Source organism: Vibrio sp. 10N.286.49.E11 (assembly GCF_041469505.1).
GTDB lineage: Bacteria > Pseudomonadota > Gammaproteobacteria > Enterobacterales > Vibrionaceae > Vibrio > Vibrio crassostreae_C.
Window position 1 is genome coordinate 19,709 of record NZ_JBFRKQ010000024.1, and the last position, 24,996, is coordinate 44,704.

At 44.6% G+C, this 24,996-nt stretch carries 21 protein-coding genes; 10 read left to right on the forward strand and 11 right to left on the reverse strand.

From position 1 onward, the window contains the following. Positions 1-219 precede the first annotated feature (219 nt). Positions 220-1,056 carry a DUF6279 family lipoprotein gene (locus AB4167_RS03855; protein ID WP_372136158.1) on the forward strand — a complete coding sequence of 279 codons (837 nt, stop codon included), beginning with the start codon at positions 220-222 and terminating at the stop codon, positions 1,054-1,056. A gap of 72 nt (positions 1,057-1,128) precedes the next feature. Here the strand turns inward: AB4167_RS03855 and AB4167_RS03860 are convergent, their stop codons facing one another. From AB4167_RS03860 to AB4167_RS03875, 4 genes are all read right to left on the reverse strand, one after another. After that, entirely contained in the window at positions 1,129-1,752 is a 624-nt protein-coding gene (locus AB4167_RS03860) for a PolC-type DNA polymerase III (protein WP_017068401.1), read from the reverse strand. Between the two features lie 70 nt (positions 1,753-1,822). After that, the gene (locus AB4167_RS03865; RefSeq protein WP_017059481.1) at positions 1,823-2,224 is read right to left on the reverse strand and encodes a PPC domain-containing DNA-binding protein; all 402 of its coding nucleotides are present in this window, start codon (positions 2,222-2,224) and stop codon (positions 1,823-1,825) included. A 133-nt stretch (positions 2,225-2,357) separates the two neighbouring features. Beyond that, entirely contained in the window at positions 2,358-3,554 is a 1,197-nt protein-coding gene (locus AB4167_RS03870) for a DEAD/DEAH box helicase (RefSeq protein WP_372136159.1), read from the reverse strand. 196 nt (positions 3,555-3,750) lie between these two features. Continuing rightward, complete coding sequence (locus AB4167_RS03875; RefSeq protein WP_017059483.1) at positions 3,751-5,382, reverse strand: NAD(P)/FAD-dependent oxidoreductase; 1,632 nt, start codon at positions 5,380-5,382, stop codon at positions 3,751-3,753. 253 nt (positions 5,383-5,635) lie between these two features. Here AB4167_RS03875 and fdxA point away from each other — a divergent pair, with 253 nt between their 5' ends. Further along, complete coding sequence (gene fdxA, locus AB4167_RS03880; protein WP_136982565.1) at positions 5,636-5,959, forward strand: ferredoxin FdxA; 324 nt, start codon at positions 5,636-5,638, stop codon at positions 5,957-5,959. Positions 5,960-6,056: 97 nt separating this feature from the next. Here the strand turns inward: fdxA and AB4167_RS03885 are convergent, their stop codons facing one another. The 3 genes from AB4167_RS03885 to AB4167_RS03895 form a co-directional block, all read right to left on the reverse strand. Then, a complete protein-coding gene (locus tag AB4167_RS03885) occupies positions 6,057-6,791 on the reverse strand; it encodes an RNA methyltransferase (protein ID WP_065584752.1) in 735 nt (244 codons plus the stop codon). A 175-nt stretch (positions 6,792-6,966) separates the two neighbouring features. After that, positions 6,967-8,019, reverse strand: coding sequence for an aldo/keto reductase (locus AB4167_RS03890; protein ID WP_032545660.1), 1,053 nt, complete (start codon positions 8,017-8,019; stop codon positions 6,967-6,969). Positions 8,020-8,391: 372 nt separating this feature from the next. Continuing rightward, a complete protein-coding gene (locus tag AB4167_RS03895) occupies positions 8,392-8,538 on the reverse strand; it encodes a hypothetical protein (protein WP_017059486.1) in 147 nt (48 codons plus the stop codon). Positions 8,539-8,886: 348 nt separating this feature from the next. Between AB4167_RS03895 and pepT the strand changes: the two genes are divergently transcribed. From pepT to AB4167_RS03910, 3 genes are all read left to right on the forward strand, one after another. Next, positions 8,887-10,119: a peptidase T gene (gene pepT, locus AB4167_RS03900; RefSeq protein WP_372136160.1), complete on the forward strand. Its 1,233-nt coding sequence runs from the start codon at positions 8,887-8,889 to the stop codon at positions 10,117-10,119. 76 nt (positions 10,120-10,195) lie between these two features. Then, the gene (locus AB4167_RS03905; RefSeq protein ID WP_372136161.1) at positions 10,196-10,663 is read left to right on the forward strand and encodes a DM13 domain-containing protein; all 468 of its coding nucleotides are present in this window, start codon (positions 10,196-10,198) and stop codon (positions 10,661-10,663) included. A 136-nt stretch (positions 10,664-10,799) separates the two neighbouring features. Further along, positions 10,800-11,642, forward strand: coding sequence for a mechanosensitive ion channel family protein (locus AB4167_RS03910; RefSeq protein ID WP_137002373.1), 843 nt, complete (start codon positions 10,800-10,802; stop codon positions 11,640-11,642). Positions 11,643-11,786: 144 nt separating this feature from the next. On the opposite strand, the gene AB4167_RS03915 is transcribed toward AB4167_RS03910, so the two are convergent. Continuing rightward, the gene (locus AB4167_RS03915; RefSeq protein ID WP_017059490.1) at positions 11,787-12,230 is read right to left on the reverse strand and encodes a dCMP deaminase family protein; all 444 of its coding nucleotides are present in this window, start codon (positions 12,228-12,230) and stop codon (positions 11,787-11,789) included. Between the two features lie 259 nt (positions 12,231-12,489). Here AB4167_RS03915 and AB4167_RS03920 point away from each other — a divergent pair, with 259 nt between their 5' ends. The 3 genes from AB4167_RS03920 to AB4167_RS03930 all read left to right on the forward strand — a co-directional run bounded on the left by AB4167_RS03920 (position 12,490) and on the right by AB4167_RS03930 (position 17,811). Further along, entirely contained in the window at positions 12,490-13,626 is a 1,137-nt protein-coding gene (locus AB4167_RS03920; protein ID WP_137002374.1) for an efflux RND transporter periplasmic adaptor subunit, read from the forward strand. An 11-nt stretch (positions 13,627-13,637) separates the two neighbouring features. Next, complete coding sequence (locus tag AB4167_RS03925) at positions 13,638-16,790, forward strand: efflux RND transporter permease subunit (protein ID WP_137002375.1); 3,153 nt, start codon at positions 13,638-13,640, stop codon at positions 16,788-16,790. A gap of 334 nt (positions 16,791-17,124) precedes the next feature. Continuing rightward, the gene (locus AB4167_RS03930; protein WP_017059493.1) at positions 17,125-17,811 is read left to right on the forward strand and encodes a MaoC family dehydratase; all 687 of its coding nucleotides are present in this window, start codon (positions 17,125-17,127) and stop codon (positions 17,809-17,811) included. A 91-nt stretch (positions 17,812-17,902) separates the two neighbouring features. On the opposite strand, the gene AB4167_RS03935 is transcribed toward AB4167_RS03930, so the two are convergent. Further along, entirely contained in the window at positions 17,903-18,718 is an 816-nt protein-coding gene (locus AB4167_RS03935; protein ID WP_017068410.1) for a phosphate ABC transporter substrate-binding protein, read from the reverse strand. 264 nt (positions 18,719-18,982) lie between these two features. On the opposite strand from AB4167_RS03935, the gene AB4167_RS03940 reads away from it, so the two are divergent. Beyond that, on the forward strand, positions 18,983-19,345 hold the full coding sequence (locus AB4167_RS03940; RefSeq protein WP_017059495.1) for a DUF3024 domain-containing protein: 363 nt from the start codon (positions 18,983-18,985) through the stop codon (positions 19,343-19,345). Positions 19,346-19,529: 184 nt separating this feature from the next. Here the strand turns inward: AB4167_RS03940 and AB4167_RS03945 are convergent, their stop codons facing one another. Further along, positions 19,530-20,360: an AraC family transcriptional regulator gene (locus AB4167_RS03945; protein ID WP_017064362.1), complete on the reverse strand. Its 831-nt coding sequence runs from the start codon at positions 20,358-20,360 to the stop codon at positions 19,530-19,532. Between the two features lie 188 nt (positions 20,361-20,548). After that, positions 20,549-22,555 (reverse strand): exoribonuclease II, encoded by a 2,007-nt coding sequence (gene rnb / locus AB4167_RS03950; RefSeq protein ID WP_017059497.1) that lies wholly within the window; start codon positions 22,553-22,555, stop codon positions 20,549-20,551. 309 nt (positions 22,556-22,864) lie between these two features. Between rnb and AB4167_RS03955 the strand changes: the two genes are divergently transcribed. Continuing rightward, a complete protein-coding gene (locus tag AB4167_RS03955; RefSeq protein ID WP_080582207.1) occupies positions 22,865-24,934 on the forward strand; it encodes a DEAD/DEAH box helicase in 2,070 nt (689 codons plus the stop codon). Positions 24,935-24,996: the final 62 nt, after the last annotated feature.

Below are 24,996 nucleotides of genomic sequence, written 5' to 3' on the forward strand. Positions count from 1 at the left end.
ATCAAGTTACATCACTGCCATTAATTATTTTTAGTTTAATCATTTGCCTAAATAGCTAAATTAGCAAGTTTGGGTCTCAATTTATCTCAAAGTTTTTACGACCACTGTTTATTAAGACTACTTTTATAAGAGCTAGAATTAGCGTTATAAAAACTGGGCTAACCTTAAAGGGATGAGTTAATCGGTTTGTGGCTTTGTTGAATGTCGTGAGAGGGTAGAATGAGAAAGTGCCGGTGGTTAGTTTTAGTGATCTGTTTTCTATTTACTGGGTGCGGGACCAAGTTCGCCTATAACAATATAGGTTGGTTTGTCGTTAGCTATATAGAAGATTTTGTTTCCCTCTCAAATAGCCAAGAATCAGAGCTTGAAGAGCGATTAGATATATTACAAAAATGGCATAAAGAAACTCAGCTACCTCTGTACATCTCGCAATTAGAAGCGATTCAAAACGTAGATCGGTCGGATATGAATCCCGCTTTTATTGTGGGCCAAAGTGAACAAACGAAAGAGCATATTCGCACAATCGTCAATAAGTTCGCTCCAGATATTTACGCCTTGAGTATGCAGCTTAGCCCTAAGCAAGACAGGGAGTTTTTAAAGAACTTTCGTGAAAAGCAGCAAGACTATTATGAAGAAAGGTTGTCGTTGAACGATGACGATTCGAGAGAGCGATACCGAAACAGAATAGAAGAGCGTGCAGAACGGTGGTTAGGTTCAGTATCGAAAGAACAAAAACAGATTATTTTGGCTTGGTCTAAAGAGTGGGTAAATACCAATAGCAGTTGGCGACAATATCAAAACAACATCTATGAAGAGCTAACGACGCTGATGGCAAAGAAGAGCGACCTACATATTGCTCAGCCAATTATTATGAAGTTGCTTTTAAACAATGAAGCTTATTATCCTGCTGAACTTGAGCCGCAGCTTAACCAAAATATGGAAACATCAGCCAAGTTTTTAGTAGATATGGCCGCGACCAGCAGTAACAAGCAGTGGGCGTATTTTATGAATGAATTAGAAAGCCTCAAAGGAACGTTGAAGTCATTGCAAGAGTAGAGCGTCCCTTTTAAAGGCTAGCGGTTATTGTCGAGCTAGCCTTTCATCCCACTTTAAGGTGAATTTCGGAACCTAACCCCTGTTGCTCATCAGTAGTTTTGGAATCGAACCTTTGGCTGTCCTAGATATTTTCTGCATCAGTTGAAAGCTTGGCTGTTGAATGCCGTGATCACTTTGCAATTCATCAATCATCAATAACCACAACCTTGCTGTCATTTCTGAATCGGCTAACGCTCTGTGGAAAGTACCGTCGTTGTCGATATTTTTGAAACGCACAAGGTCGCCTAGCTTATGAGTTGGTGCGTCTTGGATTAGACGACGAGCTATCAACATTGAGCAAGCGAACTGTCCATTGTAATCGCGACCAATATTATCTAATTCCGCATCAAGAAAGCGCTTATCAAATGAGGCATTGTGAGCGACAAGTTGGCTGTCTTGAATGAAGTCTGCAAACTCATCCATCACTTCACTACAACTGGCCGCTGTGCTTAACATACGGTTACTGATTCCGGTATAACCTTCAATGAATCCACTCACACGAAATCCCGGGTTCATGAGCTGCTGGAAGGTGTCGACGACTTCGCCGTTAACGAGTTTAACCGCACCGATCTCAATCGCTCGGTCGCCCATATTTGGTGATAAGCCTGTGGTCTCGAAATCGAGAACGATAACGGAATCTGCGGAGTTTGGAGCCATCGTGTTTCCTAATTGCTGTTTGGTAGTATCGCTTTGTATGGGGCGTTTGGTGTTGCTATGGGTAAATCAGTTATTTGCTATTGCTGATAGTAAGTTCAGTGTAACCCGTCGAATCGTCATGCTCTCTGTTGAAGGTCAAGGTATCGTAGCGGTGAACAATCAATTCAGCGGTGGTCGCGATAATCGTCCCTTCAAGCAAATGCCCACCAATTACATTGCCATTCTCATCAGCAACGGAGATATGAATATGCTGGTGGTTTGGGGTTAGCGTTGCCATCACCGAGACTATTTCGAACGGAGCTTGAACTAGCTTGGTGTTGTTGGCATTAGCTAAGCGAATATTGAGTTGAGAAACACATCCGACACAAGACGCAATAGAGCCCGCGGAGATATTGTGCGCTGTCACTAGCCTCTGGATCTCTAGCTTTAGGTCTTGGCCGCGGGTTAATCTCGTTGCGATAGGAGTGATCATCTTATTGCCTCAACGTTATATGTATTTCAAAGAACAAAACGAAGCCACATAGGGCTTCGTTTTATTTTCATTTTGGCTAACGCGACTTTTCTTTTGGTTAATGCAACTTTGCATTTTCTGTCGCTGAAATTACTTAGTCTTGTTGCTGTTCTCTTTTCTTCTTAGGAACGAAGTTCAATACTGAAATGGGTACTTCTTTGCGTGGTTCGAAACCTTCAACAACGCGACGTTCAATCAAGTGACCAAGACGCTTTTCAATAATGCACAGGTTTTTGAAGTTATCTTTTGATAGGAAAGAGATCGCTTCGCCAGATGCATCAGCACGGCCTGTACGACCAATACGGTGAACATAATCATCTGCTGGGAATGGCATGTCGTAGTTCACTACGCGGCTTAGGTTGTCGATATCGATACCACGAGCAGCAACACCCGTCGCGACTAAGTATTTTAGGCGACCTTTCTTAAAGTCAGCCAAGATTTTTTCACGAATCGCTTGGCTACGTCCACTGTGGAAAGCTTCCGCTTGAATACCACGTTTCTCAAGTTGAGCAACCAACTTAGCCGCGCCGTGCTTGGTTTCGATAAAGATAAGCGCTTGGTCCCAGTTACCTTCGGTAATCATGTGGCTCAATAGTGCTGACTTACGGTCTTTATCTACCGTTACCAACCATTGCTCAATGTTCGCTTTAGACGCATCAGTCTTGGCAATCGAAATCTCTTCCGTTTCACTGATTGCACTTTTCGCTAGTGCACGCACTGGCGTTGAAAGCGTTGCCGAGAACAGCAGGTTTTGGATGTCTTGTGGTAGACGCGCGATGATCTTGTTGATGTCTTCAATGAAACCCATGTCTAGCATGCGGTCAGCTTCATCTAGAACCAGTACTTCCACTTCATCAAAGTGAACGGCACGTTGTCCGTACATGTCGATCAAACGACCTGGTGTTGCCACAAGAATATCCACGCCTTCAATAAGACGATCTTTCTGGTGTTGGTAAGACACGCCACCGTACATCGCTAGTGATGTTAGGTTTAGGAACTTCGCGTACTTAGTGATGTTCTGTTCAACCTGAACTGCCAGCTCACGCGTTGGTGTCAGGATAACTGCGCGGATACGTTTTTTACGCTGCGTTTCACCTTTGCTTAGCATTTCTAAGATAGGGAGAACAAAGCTCGCAGTTTTACCTGTACCTGTTTGTGCTGCAGCAATAAGGTTCTTACCAGAAAGAACAATCGGAATTGCTTTTTCTTGAATAGAGGTTGGCTTTTCATAGCCTTGTTTTGCAACGGCTTTAACAATAGGTGAGCTTAATCCAAGCTTGGAAAATGGCATAAGTTTCTCGGTATGATTTGGCTAAATAGCGATGGAAAGGTTTAACAATCTTATACAAGGATAAGATTAATGGCGGCATTCTACCATGTTGCTTGCTCACCGCTAGTCACATGCACATAAAAAAATCCAGTGTCGACAAGACACTGGATTTTCAGTTTTGGGTGTTCGCTATTTAGCTTGGGTTTATCGAAAGCGTTTAAGCGATCTCAATCTTCTCGGCTTGGTTTTGCTCTGCCATTGATAGTGCTAGCGCTTCTGCAGCCTTAATACCATCAATACCAGCGGAAAGGATACCGCCTGCGTAGCCTGCACCTTCGCCAGCAGGGAAGAAGCCCTTAAGGTTGATGCTTTGGAAGTCTTTACCACGTTTGATGCATACAGGAGAAGACGTACGTGTCTCAACACCGGTAAGTAGGCCGTCTGGCGTAGAGAAACCTTTGATCTTCTTCTCGAACGCTGGGATTGCTTCACGAATCGCTTCGATAGCAAAATCAGGCAGCGCTTTTGAAATATCAGTCAGGTGGATACCCGGCGTGAATGACGGTTGTACTTCACCGATTGCACTTGGATCGCGACCTTTCAAGAAGTCACCGATTTTTTGAGCTGGTGCATCGTAGTTTTCACCACCAAGAACATAAGCGCCGCTTTCTAGTTCACGTTGTAAACGGATACCAGCCAGTGCGTCACCTGGGTAATCACGCTCTGGGTCGATACCTACAACGATCGCGCTGTTTGCGTTACGTTCTGCACGAGAGTATTGGCTCATGCCGTTCGTTACTACGCGGCCTTCTTCAGACGTTGCAGCAACCACAGTACCACCTGGGCACATACAGAAGCTGTATACAGTGCGGCCATTCTTACAGTGGTGAACCAGCTTGTAGTCCGCAGCACCTAGGATTGGGTTGCCTGCGTTCTTACCGAAACGAGCTTCATCGATCATCGATTGCTTGTGTTCGATACGGAAACCAACAGAGAAAGGCTTCGCTTCCATGTAAACGCCACGATCGTACAGCATTTCAAACGTGTCACGAGCACTGTGGCCAACAGCCAATACCACGTGACGAGATTTGATCTCTTCACCGTTAGAAAGCGTTAGGCCAGTGATTTGACCATCTTCCATATGAACGTCGTCAACACGAGTGCTGAAACGGATTTCGCCACCAAGTTCAATGATAGAAGCGCGCATCTTTTCGATCATGGTAACCAGTTTAAAGGTACCGATGTGCGGCTTACTTACGTATAGAATTTCTTCTGGTGCACCCGCAGCAACGAACTCTTCAATTACTTTACGGCCGTAGTGCTTTGGATCTTTAACTTGGCTGTACAGCTTACCGTCAGAGAAAGTACCTGCGCCGCCTTCACCAAACTGTACGTTTGATTCTGTGTTCAGCGTACGCTTACGCCAGAAACCAAAGGTATCTTTCGTACGCTCACGAACTTCTTTACCACGCTCAACGATGATTGGGTTGAAACCCATTTGAGCAAGCACTAGGCCAGCGAATAGACCACATGGGCCAAAACCGATAACCACAGGGCGCTCAGTTTGGTTCTCAACCGCTTTAGCAACAAACTTGTACTCCATATCAGGAGTCACTTTTACGTGCGGGTCGCTAATGAATTGTTCTAACAACTCAGCTTCGTTTTCAACGAGAACGTCAAGCGTGTAGATAAGTAAGATCTTTGATTTCTTACGAGCATCGTAGCCACGTTTAAAGATATTAAAAGAGAGTACCTGATCAGAGTTAATACCAAGTTTCGCTTCAATAGCGTCTTGAATAGCAGACTCTTCATGGTCTAGTGGGAGTTTAATTTCGGTTAAACGTATCATTTCGATGTCTCGTTTTTATAGGTGTCTTAGCTAGATCGTTTCTTAATACAGAGTTTGATGGAAACGCTGATGTTCAAAGAAGCGATAAGCTCACAATGGCGCGCATTTTACGAGAAATTGATTTATCTGTCATACTAATTTGGAAACATGGAGCAAATAGACACGATATTAGAGCCGTATGATGTTGAATTTTGCTTTGGGATGAGTATTATCCCCATTCTTCAATTTTGACTAACTTATAGAGCAGAGCATCATGGCATTTGTCGTAGGCGATAATTGTATTCAATGTAAATACACAGACTGTGTGGCAGTGTGTCCCGCAGATGCGTTCCATGAAGGCCCAAACTTCATGGTAATTAACCCGATCGAATGTATCGATTGTGGTTTATGTGTACCTGAATGTGATGCTCAAGCAATCTTCCAAGAAGATGAACTGCCTGAAGATCAAAAGATTTTCATTGAAGTGAACGCAGAACTTGCTGAGATTTGGCCTGTGCAAACGGAAGTAAAACCAGCGATGGATGATGCGGAAAAGTGGAATGGTGTGTCTGATAAGTTGGCAATGCTAGAAAAGTAATTGTTGAAAAGAACTCAAATAAAAAGGCGTACTGATTTAATCAATACGCCTTTTTTAATATTTGAACATTGTCGACTGGATCGTTAGCTTATGAGACCTAGCTGTGCTGACGACGCATGTTGTCGAGAATGATGCCAGTCGCCATTGCAACGTTCAAAGACTCTGCGCCACCGAATGCTGGAATCGTAATCTTATCTGTCACGTATTTAGCGGCGTGTTCACGAATGCCGTGAGACTCGCTGCCCATCAGCAAAATGCCATTTGCAGTGAAGTCAGTCTTATGAACACTTTCGCCTTCCAAAAATGCACCGTAAACCGGTAGATTCGCTTGCTCTAAGTAAGCTGGTAAGTCAGTTTGACTTACGTGTACTCGGCCAAAGCTGCCCATAGTCGCGCTGATAGTTTTAGGGTTGTATGGGTCTGCGCAATCGCTGCTCGCAACGATATGCTTGATGCCATACCAGTCTGCTACGCGAATAATCGTACCTAGGTTGCCAGGGTCTGAAACGCCATCAAGTGCAATCATCAGTCCTGTCGCTTCTGGTAGTTCAAACGTTGGGATCTCAACAACTGCAATCGCGGCATTGTTACTCACCAAAGTACTTGCTTTGGTTAGATCATCCAGCGAGGCTTCAACACAATCAAACTCAATCAGTGAAGCATGATTTTCAGATAAGAAATCAGCGGTAGCAAAGACGTTCTTCACGACTAAGTCACTATTGAACAGCTCAAGAACGTTCTTTTCACCTTGAACTAGAAACAGGCCGTGGGCTTTACGTTGTTTCTTTTGGCCCAAAGCACGAAGGAGTTTTAATTGGTTTTTTGAAATCATGTTTTTATCCTAGATATAAGCCCGCGCATTATAGAGCAAAGGTTAGCGAACCAAAAGCGTGATGACTCAATGCGATCTACATAAAATGCAAAAGCAACTCACTTAAAAAAGAAAAGCGCACTAAATAGCGCGCTCTTATGGGATTTACTCACCTAAGTTAAGCTGAACTGGCAGCCTAATACGGAGCAGGATAGCGTTTAAATACTGTGTTGATATCAGTCAGGATCTCTTCTGATAGCGGTTTACTAAAAGCGGCTACGTTCTCTTTTAATTGCTCCATGGTCGTTGCACCGATGATGGTGGACGTCACCCCATCAACTTGATTACACCATGCCAATGCCAGTTGGCTCGGAGTAAATCCATGAGCGTTTGCTACTTCAACATAGCCTTTAACCGCTTCGTTGGCAGATTCAGTGTCACGGAAAATGCCTTTACGTTGCATGTAAGTCCAACGGCTGCCTTCCGGTCTTGCGCCATCAATGTACTTTCCACTCAACATGCCTGCAGCTAAAGGTGACCATGGCAGGTAAGCGACATCTTCATGCACACAGTTCTCAATCAGATATGGCCAGTCTTTTGCGTGCAGTAGGCTAAATTCATTCTGAATCGAAACCATACGTGGCAAATCGTGTTTTTCGCTCAGCTTGAGGTATGTGTTAATGCCCCAAGTAGAATCATCTGAAAGCCCGACATGGCGAATTTTCCCCGCCTTAATGCAGCTTGCCAGTGCTTGTAGGATTTCCAACATCTCAGCTTCATGCTGCTTTCGGTCAATATCACTGAATCGAATGTGATTCGGGAAATGCTTACCAAAGTGAGGCGTTGTACGATTTGGCCAATGAAGTTGGTAAAGGTCGATATAGTCTGTTTGTAGGCGTTTTAATGATGCGTCAACGGCTGCGATCACCGCTTCACCCGTTATCGGGCCGCCATCTCGAACCCAAGGAAGCCCTGGCCCGGCAATTTTGCTCGCAATGATCAACTCTTGTCGACGCTGTGGGTTACGCGATAACCAGTTACCAATGATCGCTTCTGTTTTTCCGTAGGTATCTGGAGAAGGTGGAACCGCGTACATCTCTGCAGTATCGATAAAGTTAATACCTTGGCTTAATGCGTATTCGATCTGTTGGTCGGCTTGCTGCTGCGTATTTTGTAGCCCCCAAGTCATGCTGCCAAGACAGATACGGGAAACGGGAATTTGACTACTTCCTAGCTTTGAATATTCCATTGAATTCGGGGTTCCTGTGGTTAGGTTCTCTGGTACTCGCATTATAGTTTTGAAAAGAGGGCGAGTGAGGAATGAAAACGAATATGAATTATTAGCACAAAATGACACGACAAGGTATGGCATCGGGGAGTTTAGTGAGTCATTTCTCAGCGCTGCAAGCTAGAGTGTGCAATGCGTGAAAATACATTCGCGAGAGACTATGAGCCAAACGGTGATCGAGAAGTGAAGAACAACAAGCAATGAGCGAAGGTTTAATGTTCAGCTTGTTTGGGAGTGGGGGAGAGGAGAACAGATCAAAAATAAAAAAAGCTCTACCGGATAGAGCGTAGAGCTTTTTTATAGGGGTCTTAATAGTGCTAGGTATTCATTGAGTTACGAGGTCGCGTTTGTGTCTAATCCACCCTGGATCTGCGCCTGTCTTAGAGCTTCCTGCCTTTGAACTTCTTTCTCAGTTAATACTGGTCGAAGCGTTTCCTCAGAGGCTTGAGGAGAGAAAATGAAATATTTATTAATCGTCATAACTGTGTCTCCGTGTAACGTATGACAGATTCTGCATCAAGGATAAATTGTGATCATCATCCACTTTGTACTTTTGTTAGGCTGAGAGCGGAGGGCGTAGAATGCGTACAAAGCGATCTCTTATCATCCGTATGCAATGTTGAACTGACGAAACCCTCTGTTTTCAAGTATAGGAAGCGCATCTAATTTCGCACAATAATGATTTAGAGCAATTACATACATGGTCAGGGGCGTAAGATGAAAACCCTCGCTACTGACTCTGTGCTCGTATTTATTTAACGATGTATCACTTATCGACATAATAATTAAGTCAGTAAATCAATTACTTAATCCATGGTGAGATGAATTATGGAAAAGCTTGTAGAACGTTTTCTGAATTACGTTACTTTTGATACCAAATCCGATCCTTCTAATCAGCAATGCCCAAGTTCACCGGGTCAAATTACCTTTGCTGAAGTCTTAAAGTTAGAATTGGTGGCATTAGACTTAGTTGATGTGTCTTTAGATGACAATGGATACTTGATGGCGAAACTGCCGTCGAATGTCGATTACGATGTGCCTGCGATTGGCTTTGTGGCGCACATGGATACCGCTCCTGACGCATCAGGCGCCAACGTGAAACCACAAGTGATTAAAGATTACCGAGGTGGAACGATTGAATTAGGGGAAAGTGGCGAGAGTTTGAACCCAAGCCAGTATCCAGATCTTGATTCTTTACATGGTCACGACCTGATTACGACTGACGGCACAACTCTGCTTGGTGCCGACAACAAAGCGGGCATCGCTGAAATCATCAGTGCAATTGCTTACCTGAAAGCGAATCCAGACATCAAACACGGCGACATCTGCATTGGTTTCACGCCGGATGAAGAGATTGGCCGCGGTGCGAACCTGTTTGACGTTGAAAAATTTGGCGCCGAGTGGGCGTACACCATCGATGGTGGCCCAGTAGGGGAGTTGGAATTTGAGAACTTCAATGCCACGAGCGCCGATGTTATCTGTCATGGCGTGAACGTTCACCCGGGCACCGCAAAAGGTAAAATGGTGAACTCGATGAACATAGCAGCGCAATTCCAATTGATGATGCCAGCACAAGAAACACCAGAGTGCACAGAAGGTTATGAAGGTTTTTACCACCTGAAGTCGGCGGAAATGGGTGTGGCTCGCTCTGAACTGGGATACATCATCCGTGATTTTGAACGTGAGGGTGTAGAAGCGCGTAAAGCATTCATGCAGCAGAAAGTCGATGAGCTGAATGAGCGCCTTGAGAAAGGCCGTGTTGAGCTGGTGCTAACCGATAGCTACTTCAACATGAAAGAGATGGTTGAACCGCATCAACATATTATTGAATTGGCCAAGCAGGCGATGATTGAGTGCAATGTCGAGCCAATGGTTAAACCAATCCGAGGTGGTACAGACGGTGCTCGCTTATCTTTCATGGGGCTACCATGTCCGAATATCTTTACTGGCGGTTACAACTTCCACGGTATTCATGAGTTCATTACCATTCAAGGCATGGAGCAAGCGGTAAAAGTGATTGTTGAACTGTCACACCGTACAGCAACGCATTACCAAAAATAGAACATCAGAGCGTTATATCTCTTTGTATTTTTGAGAGTATTCAATAATACTCTCTTTAAGCATAAGGGAGTACGCGATGAAAAAGTTAGTTTTACTTTGCACCCACTTAGCCGTGGGTGCTGTTGGTTTTGGGCTTGGTGTTTATGCACTACCTATCTTGATTGAGCCTGATTCTCCGTCTTCAAGTTCGGTTGAAGCGATCAGCCAACAGGCTATTTACATGGGTGAGTTCAGTAAAGATCGCCAAGACAGTGACTTCTTGCATTGGGGAGAAGGTATCGTCTCGGTTTCTGAAAATGCGATAGCTTTTGAAGGTGAACTGGCACCGGGGCCTGATTACAAAGTTTACCTCTCGCCTAAGTTTATTGAAACCGAGCAAGCTTTCAATGACAGCAAGAACGAGTTATTGAGAGTCGGAGATGTGAAAACATTCGACCGCTTTATGGTTGAGCTTCCCGAAGGTACTGATCTTAATCGATTTAATACGGTTGTGATTTGGTGTGAAACTTTTGGTCAATTTATTACTTCTGCCAAGATAAAATGATAGCCTTAGCTAGGCTAATACCAGAATGTATACGAGCGCTCAGGAGTTGAGCGCTTTTTCATAGAAAGGATATTAGCGGCTTTCTTGTAAAGCTAACCGTTGTAAAGCTAACTGTTGTAATGCTAAGGAATAAGTAATGGAAAAGTTGTGGCAAGTAATTGATTTTCTACTCGCTCATAAGTTTATTTTTAGTGCGTTGATTATCACTATTATATTAATCATTCGCCGAATCACCTTATCTCAAATAAGAGGTGATGTTGCTTTCCTTAGCGAAGACCAACGTAACTGGATGTCACGAACCAAAAACGGCACATTCGCGATTATTGTTGTGACGTTATTTGTGCTGTGGAAATCCGAAATCAGCGAGTTTGCGCTGTCGGTAACGGCCATTGCTGTTGCTATAGTCGTCGCATCTAAAGAGATCATTTTGTGTTTCACCGGTTCTATTCAGCGTGCGAGTTCTCGCTCATTTAGAATCGGCGACTGGATCGAAGTGGGTAAAATCAGCGGTGAGGTGATTGAACACAATTTGATGGCGACCGTGATTCAAGAAATCGATTTGTATCATGGGCAATATCACTTCACTGGCAAGACAGCCACGCTGCCTAATAGCATGTTCTTCACTTATCCGGTAAAGAACCTCAACTTCATGAAGCGTTATGTTTATCATAACTTTTTTGTGACGGTGAAAGACTTTGTAAACCTATACCCTATGCTGTCGGGTCTTATTGTGAAAATTGAAGAGCATTGTGAAGAGTTTATCGATGTTGCCCGCCGTTACAACGGTGTGATCGAAAAGCACGCTGGCGTTGACCTTCCGGGTTCTGAGCCTCACATCCATATCACAAGCAGTTCGACAGGTGAGCAAGAAGTGCACTTTATGATCTTCTGTCCGACCGAAAAAGCGATTCATCTAGAGCAAGATATTCGTAAAGACTTTATGGAAGCGTACGCGGAAGCATTCCCAACGAACGCTTAGTTTGCTCATCCGTTTACAGTGACCAAGCTATAGCCTCTAAACTATAGCTTCTAAAATATAGCGACCAAACTATAAGTCCAAACAAAAGAAAGCCGAGAGCGATAATATCGACTCTCGGCTTTTTTGTTCTAACTATCTGTTCGTTTAATCTAGGTCAGCCAGTGGCAACCAATCGACTTTTACGCCTGCTTGTTCAAACATATCTTGGCTCACTTTGATTTTGTCTCCCCAGCGAGAAAGAAAGTCTTCACTTTGCTCTGGGCAGTGAACCGCAGAAATACCGGTTTGGATGATTTTCGCTGCGCAGTTTGGGCAAGGGAAGTGAGTCACCCAGATTTCACAGCTGTCCAAATCACGCTTGGCGAATAAGATCGCATTTTCTTCAGCGTGAAGTGTCTTGAGGTACTTCATCTCTCTGTCATCAGTATCCGCACTATCAGACACGCCATGTGGGTAGCCATTAAAACCAACAGAAACAATGCGGTTGTGCTTAGTGATTACGGCGCCGACTTGAGTTGAAGGATCTTTACTCCAAGAACCGACCAATTCCGCCATTTGATAGAAACGTTTAGCCCATTTTGAAATCATGAGAATTCCTTAACAATTAAATGTGAATGCTTATCTGTCTGACAATACATTATGTTAGACAATATCCATAGAGAACAAAAGCTGAGAGATTGATTTACTTAGGAATTGTAGCGTGTTTGTAATCACTTTATAAGCACTTGGTTTCAATTAACATATTGATACACTTTGGCCAGTTATAATTGATATTCCTCGGACAATGGTAACAGAGGTGTTACGTAAATTTTATGCTGTTCAAATACTAATAAGTGACGGTATAACCATGCGTAAAAAGTTGATCCTTACTGCTCTTGCAAGCTCTCTTATTCTTGCTGGGTGTGGGCAAGATGCTCAGAATGCCAAGCAAGCACCTTTACCTCTCGTAGCTGTACAGGATGTTAGCGTTGTTTCTCACCAGCAAAGTAAGTCGTATATCGGTCGTATAGAAGCCGTTGAAGACACGGCTATTACAGCGCAGGTTTCTGGCTACCTACAAAGCCGTCATTTTAATGAAGGCCAAATGGTTGAAAAGGGTCAATTGCTTTATTCGATTGAACCTTCTTCGTTTGAAGCCGAAGTAGCAAGCGCAAAAGCGTCTGTTGCTCAAGCGAACGCGAACCTTAAAAAAGCTGAGCTTGATTTTAATCGTGGTAAAAACCTACTTCCGAAAGGCAGTATCTCTCAATCTGAATTCGATGCATTAACCGCAAACTTGTTAGGTTCTCAAGCACAGCTTGAAGCAAGCCAAGCACAGCTTAATGCTGCGAATGTTCAGCTTTCTCATACCAAAATCATCGCGCCTTTCTCTGGCCGTATAAGCGATACCAAAGTGAGCACGGGTGATCTGGTTTCGCCGTCTTCAGGTGTACTGACGACTTTGGTTAGCCTAGACCCAATCCACGCATCGTTCAGCATCAGTGAGCGAGAGCGTATTGAGCTGGGTATGGACCGCATCGAAGGCGATGGCAGCAGCGACTCTGCAGGTGTTGAAGTTCAGATCATGCTTGAGAACGGTGAAGCGTTTGAACACCTAGGTCAGCTCGATTTTTTGGGTAACCGTATCAATCTCAATACCGGTACGATCGCGATGCGCGCAATCGCTGATAATCCGAATCAACGATTACTTCCTGGTCAACACGTTCGTGTGGATCTACGTGAAAAGCAATCTATTGATGTTGTGACTATCCCACGCCGAGCAGTACAAACCGACCTAGAAGGCGACTTTGTGATGGTACTGGTTGAAGGTGAAGCGGCACCAGTTGCTGAGCGCAGAAACATCGAGATGGGTCGTCAGGTTGAAGGTGGTGTAATTGTTCATTCTGGATTAGAGAAGAACGACTCAGTCATCACTCAAGGCTTACAGCGTGTCCGTAATGGTATGTCCGTTCGCATTCAACCTTCTGCTGAACAAGCTGAGTAAGGGGGCTATTTATGTTGAGTCGTTTCTTTATCCAAAGGCCTAAGTTTGCCCTTGTTATATCCATCATATTAACGCTGGCGGGTGCGATTTCTCTCGCTATCTTGCCGGTGGCTGAATATCCAAAAATTAGCCCACCGTCGGTCAGTGTGTCTGCATTCTATACGGGCGCAAGTGCTGAAGTGGTGGAGCAGGCGATAGCCGACCCCATAGAAACGTCGGTTAACGGCGTAGAAGATATGATCTACATGTCCTCTAAAAGTGCTAACGATGGTTCATACAACCTTAACGTGACCTTTGATGTCGGTACTGATGCTGATATGGCTCAGGTCAACGTGCAGAACCGTGTTGCTCAGATCGAATCGAAACTTCCACAAGAAGTAAGAATGGTGGGTGTAACGGTCAAGAAGCGTTCTCCTGACTTGCTGATGGTATTGAACTTCTACTCGCCGAACGGAGAGTATGACGATCAATTCTTGATCAACTACGTGAACTTGAACATTAAAGACCAATTGGCCCGTGTAAAGGGTATCAGTGAAGTTAACGTATTGGGTGGTGGCGAATACGCGATGCGTGTTTGGTTAGACCCTGAGAAAATGGCTAACCTCAATATAACCACCTCTGATGTGAATCGCGCCTTGGCTGAACAGAACGTTCAGGTAGCGGCTGGTCGTATTGGTGCTGCACCTTACAACAACGCACAAGAAGTGCAGTTCAACTTGGTAACCAAAGGCCGACTAGAAACGGCTGATGAGTTTGAAAATGTTGTACTTCGTGCAAACCAAGATGGTTCAACGGTTTATTTAAAAGACGTTTCACGCGTTGAGCTTGGTAAAAAGTTCTACGATGGCAATGGTAAATACCGTGGTCAAGACGCTTCAATCGTAACGTTGTCACTTCAATCAGACGCTAACGCGCTGGAAAGTGGTAAAGCGGTGATGGCGATGCTGGATAATTTAGGCAAAAATTTCCCTGAAGGCGTTGCTTATGAGGCGAGTTATGACACGACACTCTTCGTTGCAGAGTCGATCAAAGGCGTAGTAAAAACGCTAATTGAAGCGATCTTACTGGTTATCGCGGTAACGTATCTGTTCTTAGGTAGTGCGCGTGCGACTTTGATTCCTGTAGTTGCGATTCCGGTATCTTTGATTGGTACGTTTGCCATCATGCAGATGACGGGTTTCACCATCAACACGGTAACCCTGTTTGGTTTGATACTAGCGATTGGTATCGTAGTAGATGATGCGATCTTGGTTATCGAGAACGTTGATACCACAATGGCTAAAGACCCAACCATTTCACCGCGTAAAGCCACGCTTATTGCGATGAAAGAAGTAACGGGGCCGATCATTACGTCGACCTTGGTTCTACTTGCGGTATTCATCCCTGTTGCAATGCTTCCTGGTATTACTGGCATCATGTACCGTCAGTTCGCTCTGACTATCTGTATCGCGGTTGTTATCTCTTCAATTAACGCATTAACGCTATCACCTGCATTGTGTTCACTGGTTCTTAAGCAGGGTGGTGGTAACACGGCTCGTTGGTACCAAGCGTTTAACCGTGGTCTTGAATCAGTAACCAACAAATACGGTCAAATTGCAGGCTTCCTTGTGAAAAAGGGTGTTCTGCTGTTTACCTTCTTCGTTGTGGCGCTAGCAGCGGTAACTTACTTCGCGAAAACCACGTCTACGGCGTTTGTACCTCAAGAAGATAAAGGCATTTTGCTGGTTAACGTTCAGCTTCCTGACGCGGCATCCTTGTCTCGAACCGAAGAAGTGACTAAGCAGCTGCTTGAAATGGTTGAACAAGAGCCGGGTGTTGATGGCGTAACACTGGTTAACGGCTACGCATTTATGACGGGCGCTTCTGCGTCGAATGGTGCGTCAATGTTCATCAAGCTTCACGATTGGGACATGCGTAATGCACTGGATGGTCAACACTCTGCTCAGGCTATCTCACAGCGTATTAATGGTCGTGCTGCGACTGAACTTCCTCAAGCTGTCGTGTTTGCGATGGGGCCTCCAGCAGTACCGGGCATGGGGGCCGCGTCTGGATTTGAGTTTGTTCTAGAAGATACATTAGGTCGTAGCCGTACTGATCTAGCGATGGTTATGAATGACGTGATTGCTGAGGCCACTAAACAGCCTGAGATTTCACACACATTCAGTACTTTCCGTGCGAACGTACCTCACTACTATGTCGATATTGACCGTGAGAAAGCGCAGCAATTAGGTATTCCGTTGTCGGAAATTTTCCAAACACTACAAGGTAACCTTGGTTCGTTGTACGTGAACGACTTCACCATGTTTGGTAAGAACTTCCGCGTAACCATGCAAGCTGACAGTGAACACCGTAGCAGCATGGACGACCTACAACGATTCCACGTTCGTTCGTCTAATGGCGAGATGATCCCGTTAAGCACATTGGTGACTTACGATCAGATCTTCGAACCAGATGTAGCATGGCGTTACAACATGTACCGCAGTGCCGTGATTCAAGGTCAACCTGCAGAAGGTTACTCAAGTGGTGATGCGATTGCGGCAATGGAACGCGTAGCTGCAGAAGTATTGCCTCAGGGGTATCAGTACGAATGGACAGGCATGGCTTACCAAGAAGTACTAGCAGGTAACCAAGCGATCTTTGCTTTCGCACTGGCTCTGATCTTCATCTACCTGTTTATGGTGGCTCAATACGAGAGTTGGACAATTCCGATTGCGATTATCCTCGTGGTACCTGTCGCAACCTTAGGCTCCTTCTTGGCATTGAATCTAACGGGCACTCCGCTGAACCTTTATGCACAAATAGGTTTGGTTCTCTTGATAGCCTTGGCCGCGAAGAACGCAATCTTGATTGTGGAATTCGCAAAGGTAGAGCGTGAAGAGAAAGACGCACCGATTGAAGATGCAGCGGTGAAGGGCGGTACACTGCGTTTCCGTGCTGTGAACATGACGTCTTGGTCGTTCATCTTAGGTATCTTCCCGCTTATCTTCGCTGCGGGCGCAGGTCACGTGAGTCAGAACTCTCTGGGTATTTCACTGATCGGCGGCCTGTTATGTGTATTACTGGCGGGTACGTTCCTAATCCCTGGCTTCTACGCATTCGTGCAACGTAAGCGTGAGAAAGCACACGGTGGTAATACCAAGCTGGTTCCGCTTGATGACGAATAGAGGATTGAGTGTCTTGTAAGATTCGTCTCTTACAAGACCAACCCTCGGAAAACTAATTCCTTGTAAAAACTAAGGTTTAGCATTGCGCTAAGCCTTTTTTTATTCCACTTATGAATAAAAACGCCTTTTATATAAACAAATGTTTGTCATGTGATAGAGCTAACACTCTAATTTGGGTTTTGTAATAAAATGATGTTTTATTGGTAAGTATATGTTTAATATGATTTTAACAAGGTTCAGCTAACGGTTGTATGCTCGAAAACATTTGCACAATAGTGTGAAGTGTTTCAAAATTACGAAGTTATATTGAAATTTTTTGTGCATTGAGGTTCTTATGAAAGTCATTGATTTATTTAAACACCGAGGCGATAGCATGTCTTCGCAACACTCAGAGTTTATGCAATGGATGTCTCCAGCTCTTAGAGATTACTGGGGCGACTTTCTTAATCGTACGCAAAATAGCCATTTCTTTGCGTGGGTTCGTGATCACCACAAACCTGCTGTCAATGAAGATGCACCAGAGATGCCGGTGGAACAGCCGATCGTACTTAAGCCTGAAGCACAACTTGTGTTTGATGAGCTTAATCAGCAGATCGGTGAAGTCATCCATACTGGCGACTGGATCAATGTAAGTCAAGACCGTATTAACCAGTTCGGCCTTGTTACTGAAGATATGCAGTGGATTCACACTGAACCTGAAAAAGCGGAAACAGACTCTCCGTTCAAAACAACCATCGCACATGGTTTTTTAACTTTATCTCTGCTTCCTCGATTGACTGACAGTGTTGACCCTGACAAGTCTCAATTCCCAACAGCGAAGATGGTCGTAAACATTGGTCTTAACCAAGTACGTTTCCCATACCCTGTTAAATCGGGCAGTAACGTTCGTGCTAAAAGTACGCTAACAAAAGTAACGCCAATTAAGAAAGGCCTAGAGATTGAACGCGAAATCCGCGTAGAAATCGAAGGTATTCGTCGTCCTGGCGCTGTGATCGTTTCAGTGATTCAACTTCACTTCTAAGTGGTTTGTAAAGAAGCGATTTATAAAGATTCAAAAAAAGAGAGAGCATAGTGCTCTCTCTTTTTGTTTACATTAGATAAAACTATCCCACTTATTTAATGCGAGTGTAGCCGTACTCTTCGATAAGTTCTTGCCCTTGCTTTGACTTCACGAACTTGATGAAGTCTTTGCTCTCGTCAGAAACTGAGTCTGTCTTGTGCAGCAACAAGAATGGGCGAGCCAATTCATAGCTGTGGTTAGCAATGTTCTTAGATGTTGGCTCTACGCCTTCAAATGTAATTGCTTTAATCGAACGGTCGATTGAACCAACAGAGATAAAACCAATCGCGTGTGGGTTATGGTTAACAATCGTTTTAACCATGCTGTTGCTGTTTACAACCAAGTTATTTGGGTTGATGTCAGACACTAGACGGTCATTAATGATCTTCGTTAAACCAAGCAAGCTTTCGAAGCTATAGCGTGAGCCAGAAGACGCTTCGCGAGTGACAACTGCGATAGGCTGATCTGCGCCACCCACAGCTTTCCAGTTCGTGATTTTGCCTTTGTAGATATCGAACAGCTGCTCACGTGTAACGTTGCTTACAGCGTTTGAGCGGTTAGTTACTACAGCTAGGCCGTCAAAGGCAATTGGAAATACCTTCAACTTCTCGTCTTGTTCGCGGTCGGTTAAATAACGCGAGCTCATACCGATGTCAGAGACACCTTTATTAACCATGGTAATACCTGCTGTAGAACCAATGCCCTGAACCGCAATATAGTTATCAGGGTGAGTCTTGTTGTACTCCTCAGCTAATACATCCATCACTCGTGATACTGAAGTGGAGCCCGAAATAGTGGTTTCTTGTGCTAAAGCAGCATGAGAAGACAGGGCTAAGGATAAAAGAGAGGCAAGCGCGACTCGTAACATAAACAACTCCTAGTTAATAACATTTGTCGCATATGATAGGTCGGTTATATGACACTTTTGTGAAATTCCATACTCTCGATGTATAGCTGTTCGCTTGATGAGTCGTAGCTTTCTGGGTTTCCGAAAGCAAGATTCGTTTCTGGGAGCAGGGCCGGTATTTTGATTACGCTTGTTCGCTAAAATGTTTGTTGAGTCCTAAGCTAAGTAGAGGAATTCACTACTTAGAAGTTTCTATGAAGTTTCTATGAAGTTACAAGGGGTGTTATGTCCGTCATTCATATCGAGCTGAATCGTCTTTTAATTGGGGCCGAGAGGCTCTGTACATCTCGAAATCGAAGTTTACCTGTCGAGCTAGGCAAATCCCTATATGAAGAGTGTGAGGGTGGTGTGCTGTTTTCTCAGGCGCATTATCTACTCGACTCATCTCACAGTGATTATACAAACGAGATCGTCTGCGTGACTTTTGATGAGTCGCTGTCTTGTTGGTTAGTGATGGTGCCGCTTGAAGGGGATGTCGAAACCGACTCTGTGAATTGGGGGCCGTATCCGTACCTTCCTAAATCGAAGGATCTTGATGCTATTTTGGCGGAAATAGAAAAAGACCCTAAATCGTACTTCTGGTCATAGTCACTCTGTTTTCACGTTTGCTGGTGGCCTGCTCGCAAAGCTGAATCAATGAGTATCAAAACTCAACCACTGAATCCCAAAGCCAAATCATCTCATCCCACACCCAAGTGGCTTAATATTGAAGCCACTTGGTTTACACCAGTTCCCAACTAAGACGTCCACATCAATCTATCGCTTTGTTTCTTTAAACTTGCGGCTTTACGCTCTGCAGTTGTGCTTGTGCCACTAGCGATCGGAAGTCTTTTGGTGTTTTTCCGTGATACGTTTTAAAGGCCGTGCTGAAGTGAGCGGCACTTTTAAAGCCTGACTCATACGCGATTTGAGTGATCGACTTATCCGATGTTCTTAGCTGAGTGGCTGCATGAGCAATACGTTTTATCTTTAATAAGTTTGAGAACGACAGATCTTCAGCCGATAAGCGACGTTTAAGCGTAGCCGGTGACATTCCCATGTAACTGGCGAGCGTATCCAAAGAGATATTGTTTTCAATGTTTTGCTCGATGTAATGAATGACTCTTTGGGTCACGGTTAACCTTGAAGCTCGAGCAATAATAGCCAATAGAGCTGGGTACTGTTCCACCATCAAAGACAGCAAACTTAAGCCTAATTGAGTGAGTGCGTAGTCATTCTGAGAAGAAGAGTTGGCCAGTGACATGATGAGATCTTTCAACTGACAGAGCTCAGTATCCGTTTGATTGAACTTAATGTACTTGTCTGGGATTCGAGCGGACTCTAAATCGCTGAACTGATTAATGAACTTTTGAAAGATAGCCAAATCAAAATCTAAGCAGGTTGCGCTGAATTCGCCATTTTCAGTGTTAACCGTGATGTCTTTAATCTGACCAGAATTGTAAAGGGTGAAATCTCCCGCTTGCAACGAGGCTTGAGTACCATTGGGCAACACAAAAGAAATGCTGCCTTTCGACACTATAAAGATACCGTTTTTAGAGGCAGGATAACGTTCTCGTCTCCTGGGAATGAAGTTTCTGAACTGAGTAACTGTGATTGATGACATAGTGAGCTTCTTTGACGTTGTAAATTGATTGCTTATTGATTGTTTTTTTTAAGTATTGTTTAAGCATGAGACATTTACAAAAAAGGCGCTAATAATTAGCGCCTTTAGAAGTGAACCTTTGAAGCTTTTGACCTTGATAGCTTTGACCTTGAAAGCCGTAACCTTGAAAGCTGTAGCTGTTAAAGCCTTTAAGCTTCGGTTTCGTTTGTCGTTTCAGGCTCGCTAGGCAAGTCCGCAAATACTTGAGTAGGTTTTGCTACTAAGTTACGGTTTTCCTGATTAACTTCAGAGAGAACTACTTCTAAAACGTCTCCCAGTTTGTATACCATTTCTTTATCGATAGATACAGTACCCATATCACCGTTGCACTCTATTCTTTCTTTATTATTAAGAATGAGAGATCCAGGGATAAATGCAGCAGCACCATTTTCAAGTAAACGTACACGCATACCTGCACGGTTAATATCGAAAATCTCAGCTTGGAAACGAGTTTCTTCTGCTGGAGCATTGGCTAGAGTGCGAGCATACAACCAATCGCCAACATTACGCTCAGCCATGCCGTGGTGACGGCGGTGCAGGGCAAGTTCATCACCGATAGTTTCATCTGGTGTTTGAATTGGCGCTTTACCTAAGATGTGTGCTTTAAGCATACGGTGGTTAATCATGTCGCCATATTTACGAATTGGAGAAGTCCAAGTTGCGTAAATATCTAATCCCATCGCGTAGTGCGGTGCAGGCTCATTGCTGATCTCGCTATACGCTTGGAATTTACGAATACGGTTGTCGTAGTAGCTGTTATCTAAAGAACCTAACCAACGACGTAGAGTAGCAAAACCTTCTAGAGAAATGATTTGCTCTTCAGTGAACGGCGTTTCCGCTTGCGGGTTTACCAGTTCAAGAACGTCGGAGATTTTCTCAGCCTTGAAACCAGAATGGCAGTTAAACACACCTTGGTTGAAGCTCTCTTTTAGTACTCGGCCCGCACAGATGTTCGCGCTGATCATTGATTCTTCAACCAGCTTGTTTGCGCTACGACGCATGTCAGCGTGGATAGCGACAACATCGTTATCTTCGCTCAGTTCAAAGCGGTAGTCAGGGCGATCTGGGAACACAACAGCGTTTGCTGAGCGCCATGCTGAACGTGCTTGAGCAAATTGGTGAAGATCAGAAACAATTGCAGCAATCTCTTCTGATGGTTGCCATTTCTCTGATGCACCTGTTTCTAGCCAGTCTGATACGTTGTCGTAAGCAAGACGAGCATGAGATTTGATGTTTGCAGCGAAGAAGTTAATGTCATCACCGATAACGCCATCTTTAGATACCGTTACTGTGCAGCAAAGTGCAGGACGAACTTCGTTCTCGATCAGTGAACATAGGTTGTCAGCAAGATCACGAGGCAACATTGGGATGTTGCGACCAGGAAGGTAGATAGTGAAACCGCGCTCGCGTGCCACTTTATCCATCGCATCATCTGGAGAGATGTAAGCCGTTGGATCAGCAATTGCGATAGTCAGTTCAAAATCACCGTTCTCTTTCTTCTTCGCGTAAAGCGCGTCATCCATATCTTTTGTGCTTTCGCCATCGATAGTCACAAAAGGGACGTGCGTCATGTCTACACGTTCAAGATCGGCGTCATCGTTGATTAGCCAGTTGTCGATGCCTTCAGGCTCACTGTTTGGTAGATCGTTTTGTGCCAGCGTTACCCACCAAGGTGCAATCTTGTCGTCAGCGTCTGTGATTTTCTCAGAGATCTGAGCCAAGAATCCGTTGTCACCTTTTAATGGGTGTTGAACGATATGAGCAACAACCCAGTCACCTTCTTTAAGCGTTTCAGGGTTTAGACCCTTCATTGCTTTCGCTTTAAGTTGCAGTTTTTTGAGCTGCGGGTGATCAGGAACAACGTTCAATCGGCCTTTGAAAAGCTTAACTCGTGCAATAAAGCGAGTAAGACCTTGTTCAACCAATTCCTCAGGCTCTGCTACTTCGCGCTCTTTCTCTGTGCGAATGATGGCAATCACCTTGTCACCGTGCACACATTTCTTCATGTACGGAGGCGGGATAAAGAAGCTTGTTTTGCTATCAACTTCGAGAAAACCAAAACCTTTTTCAGTGGCTTTGATGGTACCTTCCTTTTTAGGGAGGGTTTCTTGGATTTGCTGCTTGAGCTGAGCGAGTAGAGGATTATCTTGAAACATTTTGACTTTTATCTATCGAGGACAATTGAGCACACTATAATCATTGCGAGGCTTGATTACTACTTAAAGGCGAAGTGAGCGTTAATTAATTGCCCTCTTATTTAACTAGGTCAATTTGCTAGGAGATGGGTGCTGTGACGAGATATTCATCAAGTTTTGACGATATGATAACCAGTACTGATGTAAAAGCGAAAAATATGTGATGTATTTCAATTTTTTCTGGATTTTTTTATGCATTTAGGGAATAATCCGCCTCCCTTAGACGTCCCTAATGGCTTGAAGTGTTTTATTACTGCTTCGTAACTCTGAATGGAATCAGTATCTGATTGGATCAGTATTGGAATTGATAGAGCTCCCGGGACCTTTTGTTTACTTATATATAGTGGGATCCCAATGTCCGAATCTGTAATTCAATTTAATGAATTAGCCCTAAACGATAACATTCTTTCAGCTCTTGATAGCATGGGTTTCGTTTCTCCGACTCCAATCCAAGCAGCAGCTATTCCTCTTCTTCTTGAAGGCCGTGACGCACTAGGTAAAGCACAGACTGGTACTGGTAAAACAGCAGCATTCTCTCTGCCTTTACTTAACAAAATCAACCTGAACCAACACAAACCACAAGCAATCATCATGGCTCCTACTCGTGAGCTAGCGATTCAAGTTGCTGCGGAAATCAAAAACCTTGGCCGTGATATCAAAGGTCTTAAAGTTATTGAAATCTACGGTGGTGCTTCAATTGTTGACCAAATGCGTGCTCTAAGCCGCGGTGCTCACATTGTTGTTGGTACTCCAGGTCGTGTTAAAGACTTACTAACTCGTGACCGTCTACACCTAGATGAAGCACACACATTTGTTCTTGATGAAGCAGATGAAATGCTGAAAATGGGCTTCGTAGATGACGTTACTTGGATCCTAGAGCAAGCTCCAGAATCTGCACAACGTGTACTTTTCTCTGCAACTATGCCTCCAATGGTTAAGACTATTGTTGACCGTTACCTACGTAACCCGGCTAAAGTTGACGTTGCTGGTACTAACCACACAGTTGATAAAGTAGCGCAGAACTTCTGGGTTGTTAAAGGCGTAGAAAAAGACGAAGCAATGTCTCGTCTTCTAGAAACTGAAGAAACTGACGCGTCAATCGTATTCGTACGTACTCGTCAAGACACTGAGCGTCTAGCTGATTGGCTATCTGCACGTGGCTTCAAAGCTGCTGCACTGCACGGTGATATTCCTCAGTCTCTACGTGAGCGTACTGTTGATCACATCAAACAAGGTGTTATCGACATCCTAGTTGCAACTGACGTTGTAGCTCGTGGTCTTGATGTTCCACGTATCACTCACGTATTCAACTACGACATCCCATTCGATGTTGAATCTTACATCCACCGTATTGGTCGTACTGGCCGTGCTGGACGTAAAGGTAAAGCGATCCTACTAGTTCGCACTAACCAAATTCGCATGCTTCGCACAATCGAGCGCGTAACTAAGTCTCAAATGGAAGAAATTCAACTTCCTCTACGTGACCAAGTTGCTGCTGCACGTGTTGCTAAGCTTGGCGCTGAACTTGAAACTGAGAAAGAAAGCAAAGCACTAGAAAACTTTGCAGGTCTTATCTCTACTCTTCAAGAGTCTCTAGAAGTTGATGCTGCTACTCTAGCTGCAATGCTTCTTAAGCGTCAGCAAGGTAAGAGCCCACTATTCTACGTTGGCGAAGACCCAATGATCGCTGCTATTGAGCGTGATAAGAACCGTCGCAAAGAGCGTCGTGAAGATCGTGACAACGGCCGTGACGGTGGTGGTCGCAACTTCAATACTCAAGATTGGGATACTTACCAACTACAAGTTGGCCGTGAGCAAGGCGTTCAGGTTAAAGACATCGTTGGCGCACTAGCAAACGAACTTGGCCTAACTAAAGGTTCTATCGGTGCTATCAAGCTAGACCAAGGTTCTACTTACGTTCAACTGCCAAAAGCAATGAACTCTGAAACTGCTGGTAAGCTAAGCAAACTTCGCATTCGTCAAAAAGAAGCTGGCGCTGTAGTTGTTGATTTCAATGACTTCCGTGAGCCTCGTCGTGGCGGCGGCGGTCGTGATGGCAACCGTGGTGGCAACCGTGGCGGTCGTGATGGTGGCGGCTACCGTGGTAACCGTGAAGGCGGCAACCGCGAAGGTGGTAACCGTGAAGGCGGTCGTGGTGGATACCGTGGCAACCGTGATGGTGCTCGCGATGGTAACTCTGCTGGCGGACGTGATGGCGAACGTCGTTTCGACCGTAACCGTGGTGGCGATCACCGTGGTAACTTCCGTGGCGAACGTGGCCATGGTAACGGCAATGGCGGTGGTAACCGTGGTCGTCGTCCAGAGCGCAACGAAGGTTAATCAACCTGTCGCTTAGACGCTTTAGGTCTAGACACTGAATTTAAAAGGTTCATCGCGGATTA

What these genes read in the sequence shown, in the direction of transcription:
- AB4167_RS03920 (WP_137002374.1), top strand. Translation starts at nt 12,490, where the DNA reads ATGCGTAAAAAGTTGATCCTTACTGCTCTTGCAAGCTCTCTTATTCTT.
- rnb (WP_017059497.1), bottom strand. Translation starts at nt 22,555, where the DNA reads ATGTTTCAAGATAATCCTCTACTCGCTCAGCTCAAGCAGCAAATCCAA.
- AB4167_RS03890 (WP_032545660.1), bottom strand. Translation starts at nt 8,019, where the DNA reads ATGGAATATTCAAAGCTAGGAAGTAGTCAAATTCCCGTTTCCCGTATC.
- pepT (WP_372136160.1), top strand. Translation starts at nt 8,887, where the DNA reads ATGGAAAAGCTTGTAGAACGTTTTCTGAATTACGTTACTTTTGATACC.
- AB4167_RS03860 (WP_017068401.1), bottom strand. Translation starts at nt 1,752, where the DNA reads ATGGCTCCAAACTCCGCAGATTCCGTTATCGTTCTCGATTTCGAGACC.
- AB4167_RS03885 (WP_065584752.1), bottom strand. Translation starts at nt 6,791, where the DNA reads ATGATTTCAAAAAACCAATTAAAACTCCTTCGTGCTTTGGGCCAAAAG.
- AB4167_RS03895 (WP_017059486.1), bottom strand. Translation starts at nt 8,538, where the DNA reads ATGACGATTAATAAATATTTCATTTTCTCTCCTCAAGCCTCTGAGGAA.
- AB4167_RS03940 (WP_017059495.1), top strand. Translation starts at nt 18,983, where the DNA reads ATGTCCGTCATTCATATCGAGCTGAATCGTCTTTTAATTGGGGCCGAG.
- AB4167_RS03875 (WP_017059483.1), bottom strand. Translation starts at nt 5,382, where the DNA reads ATGATACGTTTAACCGAAATTAAACTCCCACTAGACCATGAAGAGTCT.
- AB4167_RS03955 (WP_080582207.1), top strand. Translation starts at nt 22,865, where the DNA reads ATGGAATCAGTATCTGATTGGATCAGTATTGGAATTGATAGAGCTCCC.
- AB4167_RS03910 (WP_137002373.1), top strand. Translation starts at nt 10,800, where the DNA reads ATGGAAAAGTTGTGGCAAGTAATTGATTTTCTACTCGCTCATAAGTTT.
- AB4167_RS03855 (WP_372136158.1), top strand. Translation starts at nt 220, where the DNA reads ATGAGAAAGTGCCGGTGGTTAGTTTTAGTGATCTGTTTTCTATTTACT.
- AB4167_RS03870 (WP_372136159.1), bottom strand. Translation starts at nt 3,554, where the DNA reads ATGCCATTTTCCAAGCTTGGATTAAGCTCACCTATTGTTAAAGCCGTT.
- AB4167_RS03935 (WP_017068410.1), bottom strand. Translation starts at nt 18,718, where the DNA reads ATGTTACGAGTCGCGCTTGCCTCTCTTTTATCCTTAGCCCTGTCTTCT.
- AB4167_RS03930 (WP_017059493.1), top strand. Translation starts at nt 17,125, where the DNA reads ATGAAAGTCATTGATTTATTTAAACACCGAGGCGATAGCATGTCTTCG.
- AB4167_RS03945 (WP_017064362.1), bottom strand. Translation starts at nt 20,360, where the DNA reads ATGTCATCAATCACAGTTACTCAGTTCAGAAACTTCATTCCCAGGAGA.
- fdxA (WP_136982565.1), top strand. Translation starts at nt 5,636, where the DNA reads ATGGCATTTGTCGTAGGCGATAATTGTATTCAATGTAAATACACAGAC.
- AB4167_RS03865 (WP_017059481.1), bottom strand. Translation starts at nt 2,224, where the DNA reads ATGATCACTCCTATCGCAACGAGATTAACCCGCGGCCAAGACCTAAAG.
- AB4167_RS03905 (WP_372136161.1), top strand. Translation starts at nt 10,196, where the DNA reads ATGAAAAAGTTAGTTTTACTTTGCACCCACTTAGCCGTGGGTGCTGTT.
- AB4167_RS03915 (WP_017059490.1), bottom strand. Translation starts at nt 12,230, where the DNA reads ATGATTTCAAAATGGGCTAAACGTTTCTATCAAATGGCGGAATTGGTC.
- AB4167_RS03925 (WP_137002375.1), top strand. Translation starts at nt 13,638, where the DNA reads ATGTTGAGTCGTTTCTTTATCCAAAGGCCTAAGTTTGCCCTTGTTATA.